Annotated in this window: 16 protein-coding genes and 2 pseudogenes; 6 read left to right on the top strand and 12 right to left on the bottom strand. The window is 68.1% G+C overall.

Annotation, left to right across the window (positions count from 1 at the left end; genetic code table 11):
* Window positions 1–50: 50 nt before the first annotated feature.
* Window positions 51–755 (top strand): hypothetical protein, encoded by a 705-nt coding sequence (locus AWC18_RS06330; RefSeq protein ID WP_133054983.1) that lies wholly within the window; start codon window positions 51–53, stop codon window positions 753–755.
* Window positions 756–795: 40 nt separating this feature from the next.
* On the opposite strand, the gene AWC18_RS06335 is transcribed toward AWC18_RS06330, so the two are convergent.
* Window positions 796–2,673 (bottom strand): hypothetical protein, encoded by a 1,878-nt coding sequence (locus AWC18_RS06335; protein ID WP_234806440.1) that lies wholly within the window; start codon window positions 2,671–2,673, stop codon window positions 796–798.
* A gap of 426 nt (window positions 2,674–3,099) precedes the next feature.
* On the opposite strand from AWC18_RS06335, the gene AWC18_RS06340 reads away from it, so the two are divergent.
* A complete protein-coding gene (locus AWC18_RS06340; RefSeq protein ID WP_085138258.1) occupies window positions 3,100–4,128 on the top strand; it encodes a DUF1214 domain-containing protein in 1,029 nt (342 codons plus the stop codon).
* A gap of 45 nt (window positions 4,129–4,173) precedes the next feature.
* Window positions 4,174–4,992, top strand: coding sequence for a TIGR03621 family F420-dependent LLM class oxidoreductase (locus AWC18_RS06345; RefSeq protein ID WP_085138127.1), 819 nt, complete (start codon window positions 4,174–4,176; stop codon window positions 4,990–4,992).
* Here AWC18_RS06345 and AWC18_RS06350 read toward each other — a convergent pair.
* The 8 genes and pseudogenes from AWC18_RS06350 to AWC18_RS06380 all read right to left on the bottom strand — a co-directional run bounded on the left by AWC18_RS06350 (window position 4,973) and on the right by AWC18_RS06380 (window position 13,551).
* Window positions 4,973–5,389, bottom strand: a complete 417-nt coding sequence (locus AWC18_RS06350) for a hypothetical protein (protein ID WP_085138128.1) — start codon at window positions 5,387–5,389, stop codon at window positions 4,973–4,975. The two genes, AWC18_RS06345 and AWC18_RS06350, sit on opposite strands and share 20 nt — an antisense overlap.
* Before the next feature lie 66 nt (window positions 5,390–5,455).
* Window positions 5,456–6,355 (bottom strand): annotated as a pseudogene (locus AWC18_RS22370) (ATP-binding cassette domain-containing protein); the annotation flags it as partial.
* Window positions 6,356–6,466: 111 nt separating this feature from the next.
* Window positions 6,467–6,985 (bottom strand): annotated as a pseudogene (locus AWC18_RS22375) (ATP-binding cassette domain-containing protein); the annotation flags it as partial.
* Between the two features lie 171 nt (window positions 6,986–7,156).
* A complete protein-coding gene (locus AWC18_RS06360; RefSeq protein WP_064998614.1) occupies window positions 7,157–7,594 on the bottom strand; it encodes a type II toxin-antitoxin system Rv0910 family toxin in 438 nt (145 codons plus the stop codon).
* 27 nt (window positions 7,595–7,621) lie between these two features.
* The gene (locus AWC18_RS06365; RefSeq protein ID WP_085138130.1) at window positions 7,622–10,036 is read right to left on the bottom strand and encodes a cation-translocating P-type ATPase; all 2,415 of its coding nucleotides are present in this window, start codon (window positions 10,034–10,036) and stop codon (window positions 7,622–7,624) included.
* A complete protein-coding gene (locus AWC18_RS06370) occupies window positions 10,033–11,604 on the bottom strand; it encodes a serine hydrolase (RefSeq protein WP_085138131.1) in 1,572 nt (523 codons plus the stop codon). Before AWC18_RS06370 ends, AWC18_RS06365 begins: the two co-directional genes overlap by 4 nt.
* Window positions 11,605–11,608: 4 nt before the next feature.
* Window positions 11,609–12,778, bottom strand: a complete 1,170-nt coding sequence (locus AWC18_RS06375; RefSeq protein ID WP_109560005.1) for an MBL fold metallo-hydrolase — start codon at window positions 12,776–12,778, stop codon at window positions 11,609–11,611.
* Between the two features lie 41 nt (window positions 12,779–12,819).
* The gene (locus AWC18_RS06380) at window positions 12,820–13,551 is read right to left on the bottom strand and encodes an enoyl-CoA hydratase (protein ID WP_076050332.1); all 732 of its coding nucleotides are present in this window, start codon (window positions 13,549–13,551) and stop codon (window positions 12,820–12,822) included.
* A gap of 144 nt (window positions 13,552–13,695) precedes the next feature.
* Here AWC18_RS06380 and AWC18_RS06385 point away from each other — a divergent pair, with 144 nt between their 5' ends.
* Window positions 13,696–14,442 carry an SDR family oxidoreductase gene (locus tag AWC18_RS06385; RefSeq protein ID WP_085138132.1) on the top strand — a complete coding sequence of 249 codons (747 nt, stop codon included), beginning with the start codon at window positions 13,696–13,698 and terminating at the stop codon, window positions 14,440–14,442.
* Window positions 14,443–14,458: 16 nt separating this feature from the next.
* Window positions 14,459–15,946, top strand: a complete 1,488-nt coding sequence (locus AWC18_RS06390; protein WP_085138133.1) for an acetyl-coenzyme A carboxylase carboxyl transferase subunits beta/alpha — start codon at window positions 14,459–14,461, stop codon at window positions 15,944–15,946.
* A gap of 3 nt (window positions 15,947–15,949) precedes the next feature.
* Here AWC18_RS06390 and AWC18_RS06395 read toward each other — a convergent pair whose 3' ends face one another.
* From AWC18_RS06395 to AWC18_RS06405, 3 genes are all read right to left on the bottom strand, one after another.
* The gene (locus AWC18_RS06395; RefSeq protein ID WP_085138134.1) at window positions 15,950–16,804 is read right to left on the bottom strand and encodes an EamA family transporter; all 855 of its coding nucleotides are present in this window, start codon (window positions 16,802–16,804) and stop codon (window positions 15,950–15,952) included.
* 177 nt (window positions 16,805–16,981) lie between these two features.
* Window positions 16,982–18,745, bottom strand: coding sequence for an ABC transporter ATP-binding protein (locus AWC18_RS06400; RefSeq protein WP_234806441.1), 1,764 nt, complete (start codon window positions 18,743–18,745; stop codon window positions 16,982–16,984).
* Window positions 18,742–20,469 carry an ABC transporter ATP-binding protein gene (locus AWC18_RS06405; protein ID WP_234806448.1) on the bottom strand — a complete coding sequence of 576 codons (1,728 nt, stop codon included), beginning with the start codon at window positions 20,467–20,469 and terminating at the stop codon, window positions 18,742–18,744. Before AWC18_RS06405 ends, AWC18_RS06400 begins: the two co-directional genes overlap by 4 nt.
* A 201-nt stretch (window positions 20,470–20,670) precedes the next feature.
* Between AWC18_RS06405 and AWC18_RS06410 the strand changes: the two genes are divergently transcribed.
* Window positions 20,671–21,372: a response regulator transcription factor gene (locus AWC18_RS06410; protein WP_109470409.1), complete on the top strand. Its 702-nt coding sequence runs from the start codon at window positions 20,671–20,673 to the stop codon at window positions 21,370–21,372.
* The last annotated feature ends 14 nt before the right edge of the window (window positions 21,373–21,386 follow it).

The raw sequence follows: 21,386 nt of genomic DNA on the forward strand, positions 1-21,386 counted from the left end.
GGGTGGGTACTTTTATCTGGCCACCAGCGGGGACTTCTACGTGGCCACCAGTGGGTACTTTTTCATGGCCACGGACACCCTCGAATGCCGACGGTGGTGCGGGCGCGCTGGGGTACGCAGCCGCGCTGGCCGCAGCGGACATCGGCGATGCGGCCGCCACAATCGGCACAGCGGCCGCGACAATAACGCCACCCACCTTGCCGAGCGACTTCGGCAACATCGCAATCTCGATCAGCGGTCTCGATCTGAGCCTGGGCACCGCGTCCGCGTCGTCGAGCTTAGGCAACTTCGCGTTCGCCTTCGGCGACTCTGCCAGCGCCTACGCCAACGACGGGTACTTCAACTTCGCCTCTGCCTTCGGCGACCAGACTTCCGCGGGTAACAGGTCAGACGGATCGTTCAACTTCGCCACCGCGATCGGATTCGGCGCCGGTGCCGGAGTTTTCGGGGGCGACAGCAACACCGCGACCGCGATCGGCGACGGCGCATTCGCAGCCGTCGGCCCATACATGCTGGGTAATAATTACGACTTCAGTTTCAACACCGCCACAGCCGAAGGCGCGGGAGCCCTCGCCTGGGCCGGCTGGGAGGCGACCAGCGGCAACGTCGCTTCGGCGATCGGTGACAATGTCCAAGCCGTCACGCCCAACGGTGATCCCTATGGACCCTGGCCCGCCGCCGCCGATGTCGATCTGATCAGCGGAGACAGCGGCGCCGACTTCTGGACCGCCCTGTGGGACCTGTTCACCGGTTAGCCGAATCCATTCGGGAGCAAAATATTTCGGGGTGAATACGTCAGCCGCCGAACAGATCCATCAGGTCGAAGCTCGGGGTGCCGGCGATCAGGTCGGCCATGTTGGCCCACTGCTGGGCGGCCTGCTCACTCAGCTCGGTCGGCCATGCGTCGTTGGCGGTCAAGATCACCGTCGCCAGATCGTCCCGGGCGTTGAGCAGTCCGGCCAGGATGCTGGTGTTCGGGTTGAACAGCGCGTCGTTGATCGCGGTCATGAACATCTGCGGCATCACCACCGACAGTGCGGTCTGCGTCATCGCCAGCGCGATGGGCAAGGTGATGTCGCTGGCCAGCACCGGCAGATTGTTGAGCACCGCCGAAAGGCTCTCGGCCGGGTTCTCCACGACGCTGTTCCAGACGGCGCCCCAGTCCGGGCTGAGCGCGTCGGTGAATCGCAGCTCGATCGGGGTGGAGGGCTGGATGCCGAACACCGACTCGTAGTCCTCGCTCCCCATCAGCGCTTCCATCACGTTCATCACCAGATGCTGCAACACCCACGCAGGCTGGGCGCCCATCCGGGACACGTCCAGGGCGTAGTCGTAGGAGAACACCCGTTGGGCCATGTCGGCGGCGAATTCGGCGGGGCTGACGGTGGGAGTGTCGCTGGGCAGATATTGCGCGATGTCGCTTAGCGGCACCACCTGAGCGCTCACACCCAGACCGATGGCGGCGTCGCGGTCGTCGACGTTTTCGTAGCGCGCGAAGATCTCTCCCCGGGTCAGGCCACCGGTGTCGAGCCAGTTGGCCACGCCCGGATTGGTCGCGCTGACAACGTAATAGGTGTAGCCGTCGTCGGCGTTGTAGGCCGTGGCGTGGTTGAGGGTGGTCTGGGCCATGACGAAGGGCAGCGCGCCACCGTAGACATTCATCAGCTCGATACCGCGATAGGCCGCGTCCACGGTCGGCAGCTTCAGGATCAGCGCCTCGTCGGGATCCAGATCCCAGTTGCCGCCGGTGACGATCGCGGATTCCAGACCGACGCCGTAGCTGGTCTCGGGTGCCAGCGTCATCATGGTGTTGGCGGGCACCTCCATGCCCACCGACGCGCCGCCCTCGATGCTGCGCTGGTTGAACGGGCCGACGATCTGAGCGAAGGCGCTGAACAGCATGGTCAACACATCATCGACGGAGCCGATACTGCCCGGCTCGGAGGGGGCATCGCTGTCACCGTCGGTGGGGAAGAAGCCGCCGGCGGGGATGGCGAAGAACGGCGGGCAGTCCGCCACGCACTGAATGCTGACGTTGCCCGGCCCCTTGGCCCAGTCGCCCAGCATGTCGCGGATCAGCAGGGATGCGGCGCCACCGACCGTGGCATCGGTGGTGTCCAGGAAGTTGACCGCTCCCGGCGGTGCCTCCGGCCCGATGTAGACGGTGAAGTTGCCGTTGGCGTCGACCACCAGACCGTGGCCCAGTTCCAGGTCTTCGATGGCGTGGGCTGTGGCACCGGTGACCGCGGTGGTGCTGATCGAGAAGTGCTCGGTGCCGCCACCGAGGTTTCCGGTGAGCACGTAGGTCGCGCCGGGTGCCAGCCCAGCGGTGACGTGGTAGTAGATGTCCGGGGTGAAGTAGTCGAAGTACTGGCGCGAGTCGGCGACGGTGCCGGCAACCACTTCCGGGGATTGGAAGAACACCCCGTTGAACAACTCGGTGACCCGTGACAGCCCGGCGGTGAACAGCTGATAGTTGGTGTTCCGCAGCATCGTCATCAGCACGTCAGCGTCGTCGGGCGAGGCGTAGGGCAAAGACAGATCGAAGGTGCGCGCCTGCTCCATGGCGGCGAGCAGATCGTCGAGAGCCTGCTGATATCCGGCGGTCAACACCACCCCGGGGGAGGCGCTGCCCGCGGTGTCCGGCGCGGTGGCCACGGTCAGCGCCAGCACACTGCTGATAGCCGCAGCAGCTACGCCGACCCGCCTCGCGCGGCCCGCAGGGGAAGGCCACGCAGACGCCCTGACATGGCGATTTGCTTCGACATTGCCCGAGACGTCCACGGCCGCTCCCCGCTCCCGCTCATTGTTTTCTATTTTTACTCACGGTGATTTTTTAATATTTGCCGACGATACGTCCGCGCCTGAGGCGTTGCAATAGCCGCCGCACGTTTATCCCGCCGTGTCGACAAACCCATTGCCGACACCGGCTAGAGCCGACCCGGTAGGTTGCGCTGCATGTCCATGCGATGGCTTTCTGCATGCGCCGCGGCGACGATCACCCTGGTTCTGAGCGGATGTGGGCTCACGGTGACCAAGACCGGCACCGACCCGGTGGCGAACCTGGCTCCGCGCAGCACCCCCAATGGCATGGTGTTGGTGTCGCCGGACAATTTCGTGCGGGCCGCCACCGACCAGGAATTCACCAACATCGTCAACGAGAACGGTTTCGGCCGTTTCTTCCACATGCGCGACGTCACCCCGGTCGACCGCCAGCTGGTGGTCCGCCCCAACCGGGACACCTTGTATTCGGCGGCGGTGTTCGACCTGCAGGCCAGTCCGGTGACACTGACCCTGCCCGAACCCGGTCAGCGGTACATGTCGGCGCAGGTGATCAACCAGGACGAATACGTCACGGACATGTTCTACGGAGGCGGCGAACACACGCTGGATCAGCAGCATGTCGGCACCCGCTATGTGGCCGTTGCCATTCGCATCCTGGCCAACCCCAACGATCCCGCAGACCTCGCCGCAGCACATCGCCTGCAGGACGCGATCACAGCGCACCAAGACGACACGGGCAGCTTCGACGTGCCCCGATGGGACCCCGTCACCCAGAAGAAGGTCAGCGATGCGTTGTTGGAGCTGGCCCAGACCATTCCCGACACCCGGGGCATGTTCGGCACCGAAGCCGACACGGACCCGGTACGGCATCTGATCGGGGCCGCCGCGGCGTGGGGCGGCAACTCCGAGAAGGAAGCGCTCTACCTCAACGTCAGCCCGGCCCGCAACGACGGCAACACGGTGTACCGCCTGACCGTCAAAGACGTTCCGGTGAAAGCGTTCTGGTCGGTCACCGTCTACAACAAGAACGGGTATCTGACGGAGAACCCCCAGCAGGCGTACTCGGTCAACAACATCACCGCGAACAAGGCAGCCGACGGATCGGTGACCGTGCAGTTCGGGGGTTGTTCCGACGACGTCGCCAACTGCCTGCCCACCACACCGGGATGGAACTACCTGGTCCGGCTCTACCAGCCGGAAAAGGAGATCTTGTCCGGCAAGTGGGTATTCCCGGCGGCGCAACCGGAGGAGTCGACGAGCAGCGAAGCCCGGTCTCCGGCACCGGCGCCCCCTGCGGCGCCTCGCCCCGCACCTCCGCCCGCGCCGTCGCGCCCGGCACGCTGACCACGACAAGCCCGTGCTCGGCGGAGCCGGTTGAGGAGGTAATCGGTGGACAAGCAGTTTCGCTTCGGCGTGGGCCTGCACCCGATCCGGTCGGCAACCGAACTCGCCGAGACCGCGCGCCGGCTGGAGGGTTTCGGATTCGATGTCCTGCACGTGCCCGACCATCTGGGCGCCCCGGCCCCGTTCCCCCTACTGGTCGCCGCTGCCGCGGCCACCTCGACCATCCGGGTGGGCACCTACGTGCTCAACGCCGGCTTCTACAAGCCTGCCCTGCTGACTCGCGACATCGCTGACACCGATGTGCTCTCGGATGGCCGACTGGAGGTGGGTCTGGGTGCGGGTTACGTGCGCGCGGAATTCGAGGCCGCCGAGCTGCCTTTTCCGATCGCCGGTCGCCGCATCGATTACCTCGAGCACATGGCGGAATACGTGACGATGCACCAGCCGCGGGTGCCGCTCCTAATCGCCGGGAGCGGTGATCGGCTACTGACGGTGGCGGCTCGCCACGCCGACATCGTCGGATTGACCGGCGCGCGGGTGGACGGTGCCGACGATTCCCTGGCTGATCGGATCGGCTTGATTCGGGCGGCCGCCGGTGAGCGCTTCGATGCCCTGGAACTGAACCTGGCCATCACTGCGGTGCCGACCGACGGCTCGGGTATGCCCAACCTGTCGCTGACCCGCCGATTCGCGCCCACCCTGTCGGACGAGGAACTGCTGGCCTCCCCCGCGGTGCTGTCCGGGTCAGTCGACGACATGGCCGATACGCTGCGCGAATGCCGCCGCCGCTACGGCATCAGCTACTTCACCGTCCAGCAGGCGCACGCCGAAGCATTCGCAGCCGTCATTGCCGCACTGCGGTGATCAGTGCCCACGACGAGAACACCAGTGCGCCCACCGCGGCGACGGCGCCGATGTAGAGCCCGTAGCCCGCGGTGATCGGTGCAGCGACGTTCAGCCGGTAGTACCAGATGCCCAGTGCGGCGATGAGCGCCGAGTCCAGCACGGCGACCACCGCGGCCAACCGGGTGAAGAGTTCCCGGGCCACCATCGCGCCGGCCACCAGGAGAACCGACGCCAGCAGCACGATCAGCTGACCGACCCCGAAGCGGGGCGGTAGCTCGATGGCACCGGCGCTGCCACCGATCGCGCTGGCATGCCCGCCGCCGTTGGCCGAGGTGCTCAACCACGGCAGCCATGCGCTGCCCGACAGCAGGGCCGCGCACAGCGCGATCAGCCATCCGGGACGCGCGTGAGTCATGTTGTGACACTAACGCGTATCGGCTACCACCCCACTGCGCGACATCGTCAATGTTCGCCTCAGGTGCAGCCGGGCCAGGAACTCGTCGTCGTGGCTGACCACGATGAAGGCGCCGCGATAGCCTGCCAGCGCGTCGACAAGCTGACCGACGCTGTTCAGATCGAGGTTGTTGGTCGGCTCGTCGAGCAATAACAGCTGCGGCGGCGGATCGGCGAGCAGAAGCTGGGCCAGCGCGACACGGAATCGCTCACCACCGGAGAGGGTACCGATAGGCCGGGCCACCGCCTCAGCGGTCAACAGGAACCGGGCCAGCTGGGCCCGCACCGCCTGCGGTGTTCTGCCGGAGACCGCCGACACCGCGTCGAATGCGGACACGGTGTCGTCCAGATGATCCAGACGTTGCGGCAGGTATCCGACTCGGTCGCTCAGCAGGCGCCCGGCGTCACCGGTCAACAGCGCTTCCAGCAGCGTCGTCTTACCCACGCCGTTCGGGCCGTGCAGGGCAATACGTTCCGGTCCCTGCACGATGATCGGCTCGTCGGCGCCCGGAAGCTCGGCCAACCGGCGACTGGTGGGCACGTCCGGGTCGGGCAGGTCGAGGCGAATGTGGTCGTCGTGGCGAACCCGAACGGTCGCGGCATCCAGCTCGGCTTGCGCGTCGCGGACCCTCCCCTCAAGGTGCCCCCGTAGTTTGCCCGCCGAAACCTGGGCATTGGCAGCGTTCTGGTTCATCACGATCTTCGCGGCACGCTTGTTCTGGCGGGCGACCTGGGCCGCCCGGTTACGTCTGGCCAGTTTGGTCTCGGCTTCCACGCGTTGGCGCCTCTTGACCTTGACCAGTTGTTCTGCGGCGCGCGTCGCCGTCCGGGCGGCGGCCTGCTCGGCATCCAGGTGCGCCCGCCAGGCGCTGTAAGGGCCGCCGTAGGTGCGGAGCCGACCGTCGTACAGCTCTGCGGTGCAGTCCATCTGCTCCAGCAGCGCCGTGTCATGGCTGGCGACGATGAGCGTTCCCGGCCAGGTGTCGACCAGCCGCGCCAGCCCGGCACGCGCGGCGCGGTCCAGATTGTTGGTCGGCTCATCGAGCAGGGTGATCGGGGCGGCCGCCTGCCGCAGCCCGGCCAACGCCACCAGCATGACCTCCCCGCCGGACAGCTCGGCGACGCGGCGGTCGAGGTCGCCCGACCCGAACCCGATGTCGCGCAATGCCGCATCGGCGCGCGAGTCGATGTCCCAGTCGTCTCCGATCACGTGGAAATGACGCTCGGCGGCATCACCGCCCTCGATCGCCCGCAGCGCGGCAACTTGATCGGCGACCCCGAGCAACGCCGCGACTGAGGCGTCGGTGTCGAGGGTGAGCAGCTGCGGCAGGTAGGCCAGTTGCCCGGCCACCGCGATATGTCCGGTTGTGGGCCGCAGTTCGCCGGCGATGAGCCGAAGCAGGGTGGACTTGCCCGCGCCGTTGGCGCCGACCAGGCCGGTACGGCCGGCACCGAACGACCCGGTGATGTCGGCCAGCGCTGCACTGCCGTCGGGCCAGGTGAAGCTGACATCTGTCAGGGTGACGACAGCCTGGGAGTCAGAAAATGGGAAAGACATGCGGTCTCCGGGAGGGTCAGCGGGGACGCTGACGACCGGGACCGGGCTACGGCAACTCGGCGGTGATCAGCGCGCGGACAGCGGCGTGAGACCGACGATGCCTGTCATTCCATGACCTCCTGTGCGGGGACGTCCGTCACCCTAGGGCGCGACCGCACGATGAGCAACCGATTAATTCGGCGCGAAGACCGTGACGAACTTGTGCAGCGACTCGTTGATGTCGCTCTTGAGCGCAGCGGCCACCAGCATGCCGATCGGGCCGAACAACGCCGGACCACCCAGGTGCACGTCAAAACTGACCTTGGACCCGTCGCCTTCCGGTGCGACCTTGGCGAGCAGCTTGATCTTGACCCCACCCTTGCCGTCACCGTTGAGCGTCATGCCGGTGGGCGGCTTGTAGTTCACGATCGTCCACGAGATCCTGTTGTACATGCCCTTGACCTCGACGATCGACTCCAGCTTGGTGCCCTTTTCGAGGGTCTCCGGCAGCGTGCTGCGCCACACCCGGTGAATGGTCAGCCACTCTTTGTAGCGGGATAGATCCGAGGCGTGTGCCCAGGCCTCTTCGGGAGGCAGCGGGACATCGATGGATCCGGAGAGCTTGGCCATGTCGTGCTTTCCCCTTGTGTCGCGGTTTTATCGCTGGGACATTGTGGCCGGTGCCGACTCCCGCCACAACTTCGGCCGCTCTCCGAGCAGGCCGCCCCTGGCCCACCACATCGCCTCGATGGCGGCCGCCCCGAGCGCGCCGATACCCAGCGCCAGCAGCGTCAGTTCCACATTGGACGGGTCCAGCAGGAACTTCTCCCGGGTCAGCGGCATCGCGAAGATCGCCACATAGGCCAACCCGCAGCAGATCACCAACAGCAGCCGCCACCATTGATAGGGCCGGGCCACCACGGCCAGCACCCAGCCTGCCGTGGTCAGCAGGGTGATCAGCGCGCTGGTGGACGCCTGGATCTGCTGGACCGAGGTGGCTTCGCTGCCGCGGTAGGCCACCAGGTAGGTCGCGAATGTGGCAATACCCACCACCACGCCGGAGGGCAGCGCCCCGCTCATCACTCGCCGTACGAATCCGGGGTGGGCCCGTTCGTTGTTCGGCGCCAGCGACAGAATGAAGGCCGGGATGCCGATGGTGAACCACGCCGCGACCGTGACGTGGATCGGCTGGAACGGATACAACAACGGTTTGGTGCCGAACAGTGCCGAGGCCAGCCCGACCAGCCCGACCAGCAGTGCGAGCAACACGGAGTACACCGTTTTGGTCAAGAACAGGTTCGCCACCCGCTCGATGTTGCCGATCACCCGGCGGCCCTCCCCCACCACGTAGGGAAGGGTGGCGAACTTGTTGTCCAGCAACACGATCTGGGCAACCGCGCGAGCCGCGGAGCTGCCGGCACCCATCGCGACACCGATGTCGGCGTCCTTGAGCGCCAGCACATCGTTGACGCCGTCGCCGGTCATCGCCACCGTGTGGTCGCGTGCCTGCAAGGCGTGCACCATGGCGCGTTTCTGATCGGGTCGCACCCGGCCGAACACGGTGTGTTCCTCCAGTGCACCGGCCAGTCGGTCCGGTTCGGCGGGCAGCTTGCGGGCGTCGATCGCGTCGCCGTCCAACCCGAGTTCGGCGGCCACCGCACCCACCGAGATCGCGTTGTCGCCGGAGATGACCTTCACCGACACTTTCTGCGCGGCAAAATAATCCAGGGTCTGACGGGCGTCTGGTCGTATTTTCTGCTCCAGCACCACCAGTGCCACCGGGGTCACCCGGCCCGGGGCGTCGGGATGGTCGACGGGCTGGTCGCTGACACCCAACAGCAGGACCCGCAGGCCGCGGGCTCCGATCTGTTCGGCCTGCTCGGCGGCCGCTGAGGACGGCTCCAGCAGCACGTCGGGGGCCCCGATCACCCAGTTGCCGTGCTCGGAAAAAGAGACACCGCTCCATTTCGTGGCCGACTTGAACGGCGCACACGCAGTCGACGTCCACCCCGGCGCTGTCGGGAACGCCTCGGCGATGGCCTGGATGCTGGCATTGGGGCGGGCATCCTCGGCGGCCAGCGCGGCCAGCGCTTGCTGCACCGGAAGGCCTTCGGCGCCATCGAGTTCGGCGACCTCCGACACCCTCATCCCGGTCTCGGTGAGGGTGCCGGTCTTGTCGGCGCACACCACGTCCACGCGGGCGAGGCCTTCGATCGCCGGCAGTTCCTGTACCAGGCACTGCCGCTGTCCCAGCCGCACCACCCCCACCGCGAACGCCAGCGACGTCATCAGCACCAGGCCCTCGGGAACCATCGGCACCAGTGCGCCCACCATCGCCAGCACCGAGGCCCGCCAACCCACGTCGGTGGTGAACAGCTGCGTGTAGATGATCAACAGACCGGCCGGGATCAACAGATAGGTGATGAATTTCAGGATCTGGTTGATGCCGTTGCGCAGCTCGGATTTCACCAGGGTGAACTTGCTGGCCTCCTCGGCCAGTTTGGCCGCGTAGGCCTCACGACCAACCCGGGTGGCCCGGTAGGCACCACTGCCGGAGATCACGAAACTGCCCGACATCACCGCATCGCCGAGGTCTTTACTGATCGGGTCGGCTTCACCGGTCAGCAGCGACTCATCGACCTCAAGGTCGGATGACTCCACGACCTCGCCGTCCACCACGATCTGGTCGCCGGGGCCCAGTTCGATGATGTCGTCGAGTACCACCTGTCGCGGCGGGAGCTGTCGTGTACCGGACTGCCTGCGCACCAACGGTTTCGCCTGGCCGACGATGGCCAGCTTGTCCAGTGTCTGCTTGGCCCGGATCTCCTGCACCATGCCGATGACGCTGTTGAAGACGATGAGCAGCCCGAACAGTCCGTTGATCAGCGAGCCGGTGGTGATCACGATCGCCAACAGGACACCCAGTATCGCATTGATCCTGGTGAAGACGTTGGCTCGAATGATTTCACCCACGCTGCGCGCGGCGCGGGCCGGAATGTCATTGGTCTGGCCCTGCGCAACCCGCTGGTCGACCTGCGCGTCAGTGAGTCCTGCGGTTCGCGCTGTCGTCAACGGGTGAACCTTCCCAGCTTGTCGTGGTCGAAGTACTCCAGCTCCACCGCGTCGGTGGTGAAGGTCGCTTTGGACACCGTTCCCTCCGGAGCATTCTCGCCCTGCAGGGCGAAGGTGAAGGTGTCACCGTCGTAGTGGCTCAACCGGAATCGTCGGTGTTGCGGCCCGAGCGTGACAACGAGTGCACCATGGTCCTCGGCGACAGTGGCCGGGCCCCAGTAGGGGTTGGCATACTCCCCGACGTAGGCCGACAGTGGCCGGGCGGGAGCCGGATGAGCCGGTGGCGGGGCGCCCACCAGCGCGCCCTCCGGCTGCGACATCGGCTCCAGTACCTGTCGATACAGTGCCGGCCAGTCTTCGCGGATCTCGCCGTACTGGACCAGATCCAGGAATTGGGCGGCCAGGCTCTCCGGAACCCCGACCGGCGTGGCGTTGGTGAGCACGACGATTCCGACGTCCTGCGACGGCAGTGCCGAGAAGGCGGTCGCGGCGCCCAGCAGAAAGGCACCCGAGTGGCTGTACTGGGTGCGCCCCGATGAGGTGATCGACACGTTGAATCCCTCGCCGTAGAAACCGGCCCGGGCGGTGCCCGTCGCGGCGGGGGCACTGATCATCTGCGGCGTGATCGCGGGAAGCAGCGCTTCCGGAGCGATGATCGCGTTGCCCTCGTAGCTGCCGCCGGCCAGCACCATGGCCAACCAGCGGGCCATATCGTTGACCGAGGAACTGACGCCGCCGGCCGGCGACTGGGCGTCCGGATTGCGTTGGTATCGAGGCTGATAACCGTCGTCGGTCTTGACGTGGGTGAGTGCGCGGTTGGGTCGGGCGAGGAAGTCCGCGTAGCGGGAACTGGTCGAGGTCATCCCCAGCGGGCGGTAGAGCACGTCGGCCGATAGCTGTTCCCAGGGGACACCGGCGGCGGCGGCGATCGCCTCGGCGGCGGCGGTCAGGCCGAAGTTGGTGTAGTCGTAGTGGTTGCGGAACGGGGCCAGTGGCAGGTATCTGAGCCGCTGCAACACCTCGCGGCGGTCATAGCCGAGGTCTTCGAGCCGGTCTCCGGCGTGATCAGGCAGCCCGGACCGATGGGCGTACAGGTCGGCGATGGTGACGTGGTCGGTGACGTAGGGATCGGACAGTGCGAACCAGGGCAGCTGCGACACCACCGGGGTGTCCCAGGAGATGTTCCCCGCGCTGATCTGCTGCGCCACCACGGTCGCACCGACGGGCTTGGACATCGAGGCGAGCTGGAACACCGTATCCGGGTTGACCGCGTTGTCGGGCCCGTCGCCGGCGCGAGTGTCCCGAACGCCAAAGCCCTTGGCGTACACGGTCTTCCCACCGTGAACCACCGCGACCGCCAACCCGGGTATTCCGGTGCTGTCCATCAGCTCCCGCGCCAGCCCGTCGAGTTTGGCCACCGCGGCATCGACGCGGCCCGCGGGGATATCAACACCGGACACCTCATTGGGCAAAATGTCGTGCCGCACGGTCGGAGTCGCCGCCGGAGTGCACGCACTCACCGCAACGGCCAGCACAGCGGCCCCGGCCGCAGCCGCCCACCTGGTCATGGCGCTAGAGCCTCCACCAGGCCGTGGGCGCGGCGGCGTCGAGCCTCACTGAACCGCCGGGCCCATCCGGCGGCTCCAGCTTCGCCTCTCCTCCGTCGAGCCTCACTGAACCGCCGGGCCTAGGCACTGCCGTCGCTATCCCCGCGGCGTCGGCGGCGACCAGCAACCGCTCCACCGGCTCGGCCCAGCGGTGCGGCGCCAACCGGAACGTGCCCCAGTGGATCGGCACCAGCAGTCCCGACGCCGAGGCGTTCAGGTCGAGGTGCGCCTGGACCGCTTCCTCCGGGTTCATGTGGACGTCGGGCCAGGCGGTGTTGTAGGCCCCGATCGGCAGCAGCGTGACGTCGAATGGGCCGTGCTGGGCGCCGATCGTGCTGAAGCTGCCGGTGTATCCGCTGTCTCCGCCGAAGTAGACCCGGTGGTCGGGACCGGCGATCACCCACGACGCCCACAGGGTCTGGTTGCGGGTCAGGAATCGTCCGGAGAAATGCCGCGCCGGGGTGCAGGTCACGGTGAGATCGCCCAGCGTGGTGTTCTCGTCCCAGTCGAGTTCGATCACCCGCTCGGGGGGAATGCCCCACGCCCGCAGGTGCGCCCCGACGCCCAGCGGGACCACAAACGGCGCCCGCTGGCTGCGGGCGAGCGCGGTGACGGTGTCGATGTCGAGGTGGTCGTAGTGGTCGTGGCTGACCACGATCGCGTCGACCGCGGGCAGCTTCGCGATCCCCACCGGCGGGGGGTGCAGCCGCCGCGGTCCGACGGCATCCGAGGGCGAGCAGCGCTCGCTCCAGACCGGGTCGGTCAGTACCCGATAGCCGTCGATCTCCACCAGGGCCGTCGCGTGTCCCAGCCAGGTGATCGCCAGTTGCTCGACGTCGATGCTGAAATCGGGCACGTCCAACGGGATCGGCGCCGAAGGTCGCCGGCCGATGCGATCGGCGAACAGCTCGCGCACCATCAGTCGCTGTTGCTCGCGGTCCATGTTGACCATTGCGGCGCGTTCGAGGTTGTGAAAGACGCCGTCGCGGTAGTTCGGCGATCGGGTGGCCACGGCATCGATGGCGGTGGGCGCCGCACCCAAGGCGGCGGGCGTGCCGCGCAACGCACGAACCGTCCAGCCGCCGGCGACCAGCGACACGGTGGTACCCGCCAGTCGAAGTGCGCCACGCAGCATGACAACGAGTCTATGGTGGCGCCCGGCGGGCGCCGGGCCGATTAAGCGCCCTGGAACTTCGGCGGCCGCTTCTCCACCCGCGCCACCTGGGCCTCGATGACGTCCTGGCTGGCCCAGGCCTTGTCGAACAGCTCCTTGTGCACGGGCAGCTGCTCCTCGTAGGCGCCGTCGTCGTTGAGCACCCGCTTGGCGTGCTGCAGCGCAAGCGGCGCCAGCCCGGCGATCTCGTGCGCCCAGGCCTGCGCGTCGGCGAGGGTGCCGATCCGGTTGGCCATCCCGGTCAGCAGTGCCGTGTCGGCCGGCAGCTTCTCGGCGGTCAGCATCATCGCCCGGGCCCGCCCGTAGCCGACCAGCGAGGTCAGCCGCCGAATGCTCCAGTTGTCCAGTGCCAGACCGTACTTGGCGACCGGGAACTGAAAGAACGCCTCGGGGGCGGCAACTCGCAGATCGCAGACCATCGCCAGCTGCAGGCCGGCGCCGATCGCGGCCCCGTTGACGGCGGCGATCACCGGCACCGGAACGTCGGCGATGCTCTGGTGCAGGGCGAGCAGCTTGTCGGGGTAGTCGGCGGCGAAGGCATCCCCGGACAGATCAGCGCCGGCGCAGAACACCGTGCCCTGCCCGGTCAGCACGATGGCCCGCACGTCGTGGGTGGCGGCGTCCAGGACCGCCTCCCGCAACTCGGTGACGAGCTGGGAGTTCAGGGCGTTGCGACGCTCGGGGCGCTGCAGCTCGATAGTCGTGACGGCTTCATCGCGAGTAACACCGATCATGAGACGCCAGCCTATTCAAGCGTGTCGGGCGACTTTGCCCGGGTTTCGGTGATCCCGCTCACAGCGGGAATCTCCCGCCGAACAGCCTGCTTGACCTGATCAGGCTGAACCAACCGGTTCGAGAGACTTTTGGGGGTATCCGAGATGAGCACAGCAACGCTGGCCGGACGGCGAGCACTGGTCACCGGAGGTTCGCGCGGAATCGGCGCGGGGATCGTGCGGCGGCTTGCGGCCGACGGCGCCGCGGTGGCGTTCACCTATGCCTCATCGGCCGTCGAGGCCGACGCGCTGGCCGCCGAACTGACCGCCGAGGGCGCCACGGCGGTGGCCATCCAGGCCGACAGCGCCGATCCGGCGCAGGTGGGCGCCGCGGTCGAGCAGGCCGTGGCTGAACTCGGCGGGTTGGACATCTTGGTCAACAACGCCGGGACCGTGTACGTCGCGCCGATCGACCAATTCCCCCAGGAGCAGTTCGACCGTTTGGTGGCGCTCAATATCGGCGGGGTGTACTCGGCGATCCGCAGCGCGATCGGCCACCTCGGCGAGGGTTCGCGGATCATCAACATCGGCAGCATCAACGCCGACCGCGTCCCGGTGGGCGGGCTGGCCGTCTACGCGATGACCAAGGGCGCGGTCGCCTCCCTGACCCGTGGACTGGCCCGCGAACTCGGGCCGCGCGGAATCACCGTCAACAATGTGCAGCCGGGTCCGATCGACACCGACTTGAATCCCGCCACCGGCGAATTCGCCGACACCATGCGGAAAGTCATGGCGTTGGACCACTACGGGCACACCGGCGACATCGCTGCCGTGGTCAGTTTCCTGGCCGGCCCGGAGTCGGGATTCGTGACAGGCGCCAATTGGAACGTTGACGGCGGATACACCACCTGACGGTTAGCCTCGTGCTGTGAGCCGGACCGGGGCCGACGACGTGCGCGACGCCGTGCTGGATCGCGGCTCGTTCCTCAGTTGGGACGCCGCTGCACTGACCGTGCCGGTCAGCGACAGTTATGCCGCCGAGCTGGCCGCGGCGCGGGCTGCCACCGGCCGCGACGAAGCCGTCCTCACCGGCGAGGGCCGGATCAACGGCCGCCGGGTCGCGGTGATCGCCAGCGACTTCGACTTCCTGGCGGGCTCCATCGGCGTGGCGGCCGCCGAACGGATCACCGCCGCCATCCAGCGGGCCACCGCCGAGCGACTGCCGCTGCTGGCGTCGCCGAGTTCGGGCGGCACACGGATGCAGGAGGGCACCGTCGCGTTCCTGCAGATGGTGAAGATCGCCGCCGCGGTCGAGCTGCACAAGCGCGCGCACCTGCCCTATCTGGTCTACCTGCGCCACCCCACCACCGGCGGGGTGTTCGCGTCCTGGGGTTCGCTCGGGCACATCACGCTGTCCGAGCCCGGGGCGCTGCTGGGTTTCCTGGGGCCGCGGGTCTACGAACAGCTCTACGGCGCCCCGTTCCCGCCGGGCGTTCAGACTGCCGAGAACCTGCAGGCCTACGGGGTGATCGACGGCGTCATCCCGCTGAAGTGGTTGCGGCGCACCTGCGCACGGGCGCTGAAGGTGATGCTCGACGAGCCGGGTCCGGCCCCGGCGAAGCCGGCGCCGGAGCCGATCCCCGACGTCCCGGCGTGGGACTCCGTGTGCGCCTCGCGACGGCCCGATCGGCCGGGTGTCGGGTTTCTGCTGCGGCACGGTGCCACCGAGCGCGTGTTCTTGGCGGGCACCGGCAGCGCCGATCGCGGCGCCACGATCCTGCTGGCGTTGGCACGCTTCGGCGGGCAGCCCACCGTGGTGTTGGGGCAGCTGCGGGGCGCAGATCAGCTGACCGACCCGGCGGCGCTGCGCGATGCCCGCCGAGGCATGGCCCTGGCCGCGGGCCTGCGGCTACCACTGGTGCTGGTCATCGACACCCCGGGCCCGGCGCTGTCGGTGGAGGCCGAGCAGGGCGGATTGGCGGCCCAGATCGCGGCATGCCTGGCCGAGCTGGTCACGCTCGAGGTACCGACGGTGTCGGTGCTGCTGGGCCAGGGCAGTGGCGGTCCGGCGCTGGCGATGGTGCCGGCGGATCGGGTGCTGGCGGCGTTGCACGGCTGGCTGGCGCCACTGCCGCCCGAGGGTGCCAGCGCCATCGTGTTCCGCGACACCGAGCATGCCCCCGAGCTCTCGGCGGCTCAGGGCATCCGTTCGGCGGACCTGCAGGCCCACGGGATCGTGGATGTGATCGTGGGCGAGCACCCGGATGCCGCCGAGGAGCCGATCGACTTCGCCAAGCGCATGTCGCGAATCATCGCCGGCGAGCTGTCAGCGCTGCGCGCCGTGCCCGTCGAGGAGCGGATGGCGGCCCGGCTGGAGCGCTACCGCCGGATCGGGCTGCCCGGGACAGCCACCTAGGCGCTAGACGGTGATCATCGCCACGGCCGCCCCTGCCAGGACCATCCCCACCACCTGCCGACGACGCACCCGCTCCCCCAGCAGCACCACCGCCAAGATCACCGTGGTCGCCGGGTACAGCGAGATCAGCACGCTGGCCAGCGAGAGCATGGCGTGCTTCAACGCGAACAGCATGGTGATGTTGGCGGCGGTGTCGAGCAGTCCGATTAGGAACGCCAGTCGCAGCGGGGTGCCTGTCGGCGCAGCGAGGTTGCGGCTCAGCGCCGCGACGACGATCACCAGGATGGTGGCCGCGGCACGCGCGAACAACAGGGGCCACAGCCCGGAATCTGACGGCGTGCGGTCTAAGAAGACGAAGTTCAACCCCAGGGCCACCCCCGCGGCGACCGTCAACCAGAGCGCCCGGTGGGTGAGCCCCGGCCGATGCATGCCGTCGTCGCCGGCGTGCCAGCTGATCAACACCACCGCGGCCAATGCCACCGCGATACCTGCGCTGGCGAGCACGCCGGGACGGTCCCCCAGCATCCGCCCGACGCATACCGGCACGCCGGCGTCCACCACCGCGGCCAGCGGCGATACCACCGAGATGGGTCCTGCGGCCATGGCGGCGTAGAACCACCAGATGCCCAGGGCCTGGCTGAGTCCACCGAGGACGCCCAAGACGACCGTGTTGGTGGTGATGTGCCCGCCGCCGATCATCGCGAGGATTCCGAGCAGCACACCCGAGACCGGGGTGGACACCAAGATCACCCGCAGCGCGGCGACTCGCCGTGACGCGACCCCGCCCACGAAGTCGCTGATCCCGAAACTGGTGGCTGACGCCAACGCCAGTCCCTGTGCGACAGGGGAAACGATCATGAGGCTGCCTCGGCGGCTTCAGTCGGGGTGACGATCACGGCGGACAGCATAGGTGGGCGATTTGCCGGGAAAGTCCTGCGTTTGCGGGATCTTTGCGCCCACCGGCCCGAGGTCGCAGGTCGGCGCCGTGAAATTCATGGGGCGTTCACCCGCTCCGAGGCGCTCGAGGCCGCCGTTTCAGGCCAAGGAGCGCAGCCACGCGTCGTGCAGGGCGGCGTAGTGGCCCTCGGCGCGGATCAGCTCGGCCGGCGCGCCGTCTTCGATGATGCGCCCGTCCTCGATCACCAGCACCCGGTCGGCGATCTCGACCGTGGAGAGCCGGTGGGCGATCACCAGGGCGGTCCGTTGCGCCAGGACGCTGCGCAGCGCCTTCTGCACCATCCGCTCGCCGGGGATGTCCAGCGATGACGTCGCCTCGTCGAGGATCAGCACCGCCGGATCAGCGAGGAAGGCGCGGGCGAACGCCACGAGCTGGCGCTGGCCGGCCGAGAGCCGCCCGCCGCGCTTGGCGACGTCGGTCTGGTAGCCGTCGGGCAGGGCGGTGATGAACGCGTCAGCGCCCACGCTCGTCGCCGCGGCAACCACCTCGTCGTCGGTCGCGTCGGGTCGGCCGAAGCGGATGTTGTCGGCCACGCTGCCGGTGAACAGAAAATTCTCTTGGGTGACCATCACGACGTGACGACGCAGCGTCGCCTGGGTGAGCGCCCGCAGGTCAACGCCGTCCAGCGTCACCGCTCCGGAGACCGGATCGTAGAAGCGGGCGATCAACTTGGCGATGGTGGACTTTCCCGCGCCGGTGCTGCCGACCAGCGCGACGGTCTGGCCGGCCGGGATCTCCAGCGACAGGCCGGCCAGCACCGGCTTGCCGCCCCGGTAGCCGAAGTGCACGTCGTGCAGGGCGATCTCGCCGCGCACTGCGCTCAGAGCGGTCGGCGGGCCGGGTGGGTCGGTGACGGCGGGCGTTTCGGCCAGCACCCCGGACAGCTTCTGCAGTGCGGCGGTCGCCGAGGAGAAGATGTTGAGGAACTGGCTGATGTCCTGCATCGGATCGAAGAACATCCGCAGGTACAGCAGGAACGCGGTGAAGGTCCCGATCGTCATGTGCCCGTGCAGAACTCGCCAGCCCCCGTAGAGCAGCACAACGCCGGTGGTGAGGTTTCCCACCAGTTTGATGCCCGGCGAAAAGATCGCCACCAGTTTGAAGGCCCTCTCGTTCACCGCCCGGTAGCGGTCGGCCACGCTCGCGAAGATCTCCTGATTGCGGGCCTCACGCCGGTAGGCCTGGACCGCCTTGATCCCGGTCATGGTCTCGGTGAACTGGACGATCACCCGTGCCGCATGCTCGCGCACGGCGGTGTAGGTCTTGGCGGATTCGTCCTGGAACCAGCGCAGCAACACCACCAGCGCCGGGAAGGCGGTCAGGCACATCAGGCCCAACCGCCAGTCCAACACGATGAGCAGCGTCGCCGTGCCTGCCATCGTGAGCGCGGCGCTGACCAGTCCGTCGAGCCCGGACTGCAGCAACTCTTGGATGGCGTCGACGTCGTTGGTCAGCCGGCTGACCACTCGGCCGGAGGTGTAGCGCTCGTGAAACCCCACGTCCAGCCGCTGAAAATGCCGGAAGAGCCGTCGGCGCAACTCCAGCAGCACCTGCTGGCCGATCTTGCCCGACCACTGCAGAAAGACCATCCGGGTGCCGGCCTGGGTGAGCACCACGATCGCCAGCGCAATCACGATCACGCTCAGCTGCCGAGTCGACCCGTCGGCGGCGATCGGCGGGATGCCCCGGTCGATACCCCGCTGCGCCAGCAGCGGAACCGCCAGCCGGGCAGCGTTTTCCACCACCACGGCCAAGCTCAGCAGCAGCGCCGCGCCGCGGTGGGGACGCAGCAATGACCACAGCAGGGCCCGCGCCGCGGCCCGGCCCGGCTCGGCCGTCACCGTTGCGCCCAATTGACGAGGTGTTCCGCGCCGTCGTCGAGCTCGTCGTCGGCCGCCAGCAGGTGGCGGTACCGCGGCACCGTGGCCAGCAGCTCGGCGTGGGTGCCGACCGCGGTGATGGTCCCCTCTTCGAGCAGCGCCACCCGATCGGCCAGTGCCACGGTGGATGCCCGGTTGGCCACCACCAGCCCGGTGATCGGCTGCGGCCCGGATGCCAGCACCCGCCGCAGCGCATCGGTCACGGCGGCCTCGGTGTGCACATCCAGGGCCGACAACGTGTCGTCGAGCACCAGGATCGTCGGCGCCGCCACCAGCGCCCGGGCCAACGACAGCCGCTGGCGCTGCCCACCGGACAGGCTCATCCCCTGCTCCCCGATGCGGGTGTCCAGCCCGTACGGCAGGTCGTAGACGAAATCCGCCGACGCCACTGCCAGAGCACGCGCCAGCTCCGCCTCGTCGGCATCGGGGCGCCCCAGCCGCAGGTTCTCGGCCACCGACATGGAGAACAGCGTGGGGTCGTCGAAGGCGGTCACCACCGCCGAGCGCAGCGCCGCCAGCGTCAGCGTCCGAATGTCACGCCCGCCGATGAGGATCTGTCCCTCGGTCACGTCGTAGAGCCGCGAGAGCAGCATCGCCAGCACCGATTTCCCGGAGCCGGTGGCGCCCACCAACGCGACGGTCTCGCCGGGCTCGACGGTGAGGTTGACCCCGCGCAGCACCCAGGGCGCAGTCGAAGCGGCGGGATCCGCCTCGGTGGCAAACCGGAATCCGACGTCGCGCAGCTCCAGCCGGCCCGACGGCGGCACCGGGTCGTCCTCCCCGTCGGTGATCTCGATGGGCGCCCGGAAGATCTCGGTGATCCGATCGGCGGCGGTCATGGCCTCATGGGTGGCCGACAGCAGAAAGCCCAGCGCCGACAACGGCCAGATCAGCGACAGCATCAGCGTGATGAACGCGACCAGGGTGCCCATCGTGACCAGCTGGTGCCCGGCGGCGTACGCGCCGAACGCCACCACGGAGATCAGGGTGAAGTTCGGGATCACTTCCAGCAGCGTCCAAAACTTCGACGACACCACCACCTTCTCCACGCCCAGGTCGCGCAGCTTCGCGGCCTGGCGGTCGAAACGGTCGAACACGTAGTCCTCGCGTCCGAACGCCTTGATGGTGCGCAGGCCCACCGCGGACTCCTCGACCACGGTGGCCACCTGGCCGGCCTGATCCTGGGCTTGGCGGGTGAGCCGGGTGTACTGGCGCCGGAAGTGCCCGATGGCCAGCATCACCGGCAAGATCGACGCGGTCACCACCACACCCAGCGGCCAATAGAGCACCAACAGAATCGTCGTCACCACGATGATCTGCACCGTGTTGAGCACCAGGAACACCACCACGAACGACAGGAAGCGCCGCACGGCCGACAGGTCGTTCATGATCCGCGACAGCAGCTGTCCGGACTGCCAGCGGCCATGAAAGGTCAGCGGCAGAATCTGCAGCCGGGCGTACAGGTCCTTGCGGATATCGGCTTCCACGCCCATGGTGCCGTGTGCGATCAGCCAGCGCCGTACGAACCACAGCAGCGCCTCGAGGACCCCGAGCGCAGTCGCCGCGGTGCCCAGCGTCCACAAGCCGCGCTGGTCCTGGTGCAGCACCGGCCCGTCGATGACGGCCTTGGTCATCAGTGGGATCACCACGGCGGCGCCCAGGCAGAGCACCGCCGCCGTCACCATGGTGATCCACCGTGCCCGGTAGGGCCGCAGGTAGGGCAACAGGCTGCGCAGCGCTGATGCCGAGGTCACAGATTCGACCCTAGATGCGACAGCGCCGACCCGCCGCACCCGACTCCGTCGCGCTTGCGATCGGCGCGATCGATGGCGCCGACCCGCGGCACATCCCCCGCCAGAGCCCCACGTTCAGGCAAAATGGCGTGCATGGACAACGCCGCTGCCTCGCCCCGAGTCTTGGTCGTCGACGACGACTCCGACGTGCTCGCCTCGCTGGAACGTGGACTGCGCTTGTCCGGCTTCGAGGTGGCGACGGCCGCCGACGGCGCCGAAGCGTTGCGCAGCGCCAAGGAAACCCGTCCCGACGCCATCGTGCTCGACATCAACATGCCGGTGCTCGACGGCGTGAGCGTGGTGACGGCATTGCGGGCCATGGGTGACGACGTGCCGGTCTGCGTGTTGTCCGCGCGCAGTTCGGTCGACGACCGGGTGGCCGGGCTCGAGGCGGGCGCCGACGACTACCTGGTCAAGCCGTTCGTGCTCGCCGAGCTGGTGGCGCGGGTTCGGGCGATGCTGCGCCGGCGCGGGTCGGCGGCCAGCTCCTCCTCCGAGACGATCACGGTGGGTCCGCTGGAAGTCGACATCCCGGGCCGGCGGGCCCGGGTCAAGGGTGTCGACGTGGACCTGACCAAGCGGGAGTTCGACCTGTTGGCGGTGCTCGCCGAGCACAAGACCGCGGTGTTGTCGCGCGCACAGCTGCTCGAGCTGGTCTGGGGCTACGACTTCGCCGCCGACACCAACGTGGTCGACGTGTTCATCGGTTACCTGCGCCGCAAGCTGGAGGCCGGTGGCGCGCCGCGGCTGTTGCACACCGTGCGCGGGGTCGGCTTCGTGCTGCGAACGCAGTGAGGGCCGGCATGAAT

It is taken from the genome of Mycolicibacter nonchromogenicus (assembly GCF_002101775.1).
GTDB classification, from domain to species: Bacteria; Actinomycetota; Actinomycetes; order Mycobacteriales; family Mycobacteriaceae; genus Mycobacterium; species Mycobacterium nonchromogenicum.